This window comes from Kitasatospora sp. NPDC059571, from assembly GCF_042735675.1.
Lineage (GTDB): Bacteria > Actinomycetota > Actinomycetes > Streptomycetales > Streptomycetaceae > Kitasatospora.
Genome location: NZ_JBHWBW010000690.1, coordinates 1 through 2,891, shown reverse-complemented (window position 1 = coordinate 2,891; position 2,891 = coordinate 1). Strand labels below are relative to the sequence as shown.

The following is a 2,891-nucleotide window of genomic DNA, read 5'->3' as shown; positions in this document are numbered from 1 at the left end:
GGGCCGCTCAGCCCTCCGCGCCGCAGGCGCCGATCGCCCGGCCCGCCTCGACCGAGGCCCGCTGGGCGTCGCCCGCCCGGATCGCGTCGAGGATGCCGTCGTGGCCGACGTACCGCTCCGCGACCAGCTCCGGGCCGACGTCGTGCCGCAGGTGGGCGCGCATGACCTCGCCGAGGTCGGCGTAGACCGCGGCGATCACGTCATTGTGGGCGGCCGCCACCACCGCCTGGTGGAAGGCCGCGTCGGCCTGGACGAAGGACTCCGGGTCGCCGGAGTGCCAGGCCAGGTCGCGCCGCTCCAGCGCGGCCGACAGCAGCTCCAGGTCCCGGGCGGTGCGCCGGACGGCGGCCAGCCCGGCGGCCGACATCTCCAGGCTCGCCCGCAGCTCGGCGACCTGCGCCTGGTCGGCGTCGGCGAACCGGCGGTGCATCACCCCGGCCAGCTCGCTGGTGGCCAGCACGTACGTCCCCGAGCCCTGCCGGATGTCCAGCAGGCCGTTGTGGGCGAGCGCCCGGACGGCCTCGCGCACGGTGTTGCGGGCCACGCCCAGCTGCTCGACCAGCTCCGCCTCGGTGGGGATCCGCGCGCCGACCGGCCATTCGCCCGAGGTGATCTGCGCCCGCAGCTGCGCGATCACCTGATCGGACAGCGGGGTGCGGCGGGTGGTCGACAGCGCCATGGGACTCCTGTTCCTGGAAGAGGGCCTCAGACCCTAGCCGTTCCGGGCCCCCCGATGCTCTCTCAGGATAACGGGGTGCACTAATTCATCCCATCATTCTATGATGGCCGCTATGTCGACCGCCGCGGACCCAGCCGCTCCCACCCGCACCGAGGCCCCGCCCGCCCCGCCCGCCCGTACCCGCCTGCACGCCGGGCTGCTCGTCGCCGCCGTCGCGCTCGCCGCCGTCAACCTGCGCCCCGTCGTGACCAGCCTCGGCCCGCTGCTCGACAACGTCCGCGCCGACCTCGGCATGAGCGCCGGCGTGGCCGGCCTGCTCACCGCCGTCCCGTCGCTCTGCTTCGCCCTCTTCGGCCTGGCCGCGCCCGCGATGGCCCGCCGGATCGGCCCGGTCGCCGTGGTCGCGGCCGGCATGGGGGCCATCACGCTCGGCGTGCTGGCCCGCTCGTTCGCCGGCGGCACCGGCGCCTTCCTGCTGCTGACCGCCCTCGCGCTGGCCGGCGTCGCGGTCGCCAACGTGCTGCTGCCGGTGGTGATCAAGCGGTACTTCCCGGACCGGGTCGGCCCGATGATCGGCCTCTACTCGATGGCGCTCTCGGTCGGCACCGCGCTGGCCGCCGCCGCGACCGTGCCGCTCACCACCGCGATGGGCGGCGGCTGGCGGCTCGGCCTCGGCATCTGGGGCGCGCTCGCCGCCGTCGCCGCGGTGCTCTGGCTGGTCACCGCCGTGCAGCGGCGCGAGCGCTCCGCCGCGGCGTCGGGCCCGCACTCCGCCGAACTGCCCATCCTGCGTTCGCGCACCGCCTGGGCGCTCGCCGCCTTCCTCGGCCTCCAGGCGACCAGCGCCTACGCCGCGATGGGCTGGCTGCCCAAGATCTACCAGGACGCCGGCGTCTCGGACGGCGCCTCCGGCGTCCTGCTGGCCCTGGTCATGGGCATCGGCGTGCCGGCCTCCTTCGTCCTGCCGAACCTGGCCGTCCGCCGCGGCGACCAGCGGCTGTTCGTGGTCGTCCTCGGCCTGTGCGGCATCGTCGGCTACACCGGCCTGGCCTTCGCCGCGGGCACCGTCTCCTGGCTCTGGGCCTGCCTGGTCGGCCTGTCGATGTGCGCCTTCCCGCTCGCCCTCACCATGATCGGCCTGCGTGCCCGGACGCCCGCCGGCGTGGCCCGGCTCTCCGCCTTCGCGCAGAGCATCGGCTACCTGATCTCCATCCCCGGCCCGATCCTGGTCGGCACCCTGTACCAGGCCACCGGCGACTGGTACCTGCCGCTGGGCTTCCTCGCCCTGCTGCTCGTCCCGCAGATGGTCTTCGGCAGCCGGGCCGGCCGGCCCCGCCACATCGAGGACGAGGTGACCCAAGCCCAGGTCAAGACCGGGTGATGGGTCGGGGGGCGGTTCCCGGCCGGCCCGCGCCGGATGCGACACTCGGCGCATGCCAGTCCTCGAACCGAACCCCCAAGACGGCCAGAAGAAGCTGCTCCAGCTCATGGGCGTGATCGCCGGCGTCGTCGTACTCGTCGCCGTCATCGCGATGGTGGCCGCCCGGATCGGCTGACCGCCCCCGCCGGCCCGGGCACCCCTGCGGGTGGCGACCGGCCAGAGCCCGCGCCCGGCGGCGTGTTTTCTGCAAAGCTCTAGGGGTATGAGCGCCGACACACCCCGAAGGATCATCGTTCTCCGTCACGCCAAGGCCGACTGGCCGAACCAGGTGGCCGACCACGACCGGCCGCTGGCCGACCGCGGCCGCCACCAGGCGCCGGAGGCCGGCCGCTGGCTCGCCGACTCCGGCATCAATCCCGACTACGTGCTCTGTTCCACCGCACTGCGCACCAGGGAGACCTGGAAGCTCGCCGCGCACGAGCTGCCCAAGCGGCCCCGTCGGACGGTCTACGAGGACCGGGTGTACGAGGCCAGCCCCGGCGAGATCATCGCGGTGCTCCAGGAGACCCCGGACGAGTTCGCCGACCTGATCCTGGTCGGCCACAACCCGGGCGTCCTCGGCCTGACCCAGGTGCTGGCCGGGGACGAGGGCGACCGGGACGCGCTCAACCGGCTGCGCCTCACCAGCTTCCCCACCGCCGCGATCGCCGTGCTCAGCTTCGCCGGGCCGTGGAAGACGGTCGAGCCCGGTGTGGCCAAGCTGGACTCGTACCACACGCCGCCGCAGGACTGAGCAGCGGCAACGGCGGAGGGCGGTGAGGAGGCCTCCTC

Annotated in this window: 4 protein-coding genes; 3 read left to right on the top strand and 1 reads right to left on the bottom strand. The window is 74.3% G+C overall.

What is annotated here, in order from left to right:
• Positions 1–7 precede the first annotated feature (7 nt).
• Positions 8–679 carry a FadR/GntR family transcriptional regulator gene (locus ACFV0G_RS37870; protein WP_380557932.1) on the bottom strand — a complete coding sequence of 224 codons (672 nt, stop codon included), beginning with the start codon at positions 677–679 and terminating at the stop codon, positions 8–10.
• Positions 680–791: 112 nt separating this feature from the next.
• Here ACFV0G_RS37870 and ACFV0G_RS37865 point away from each other — a divergent pair, with 112 nt between their 5' ends.
• From ACFV0G_RS37865 to ACFV0G_RS37855, 3 genes are all read left to right on the top strand, one after another.
• Complete coding sequence (locus ACFV0G_RS37865; protein WP_380557929.1) at positions 792–2,060, top strand: CynX/NimT family MFS transporter; 1,269 nt, start codon at positions 792–794, stop codon at positions 2,058–2,060.
• A gap of 52 nt (positions 2,061–2,112) precedes the next feature.
• The gene (locus ACFV0G_RS37860) at positions 2,113–2,235 is read left to right on the top strand and encodes an SGM_5486 family transporter-associated protein (protein WP_380557927.1); all 123 of its coding nucleotides are present in this window, start codon (positions 2,113–2,115) and stop codon (positions 2,233–2,235) included.
• Between the two features lie 87 nt (positions 2,236–2,322).
• A complete protein-coding gene (locus tag ACFV0G_RS37855) occupies positions 2,323–2,853 on the top strand; it encodes a SixA phosphatase family protein (protein ID WP_380557925.1) in 531 nt (176 codons plus the stop codon).
• The last annotated feature ends 38 nt before the right edge of the window (positions 2,854–2,891 follow it).